A 218-nucleotide genomic window follows, 5' to 3' on the forward strand; every position below is an offset into this window, starting at 1 on the left:
AGCGGGAATATCCATGTGCATATCGTCATCAACTCCCTGCGGATTTACGAAGTCCCGCTTCTGCCCTACATGGACAGACCCGCCGACACACGGGAGGGCTGCAAGCACCGCTGCACCAATGCCGCTATGGAATATTTAAAGAGTGAAGTCATGGAGATGTGCCACCGGGAGGGGCTTTACCAAATCGACCTCTTGAACGGCAGCAAGGAACGGATAAC

Annotated in this window: 1 pseudogene; it reads left to right on the forward strand. The window is 54.1% G+C overall.

What is annotated here, in order from left to right:
- A pseudogene (locus GPK49_RS09160) lies at positions 1-218 on the forward strand (relaxase/mobilization nuclease domain-containing protein); the annotation flags it as partial.

Source organism: Clostridium sp. MCC345, assembly GCF_018785345.1.
GTDB classification, from domain to species: Bacteria; Bacillota; Clostridia; order Lachnospirales; family Anaerotignaceae; genus Anaerotignum_A; species Anaerotignum_A faecicola.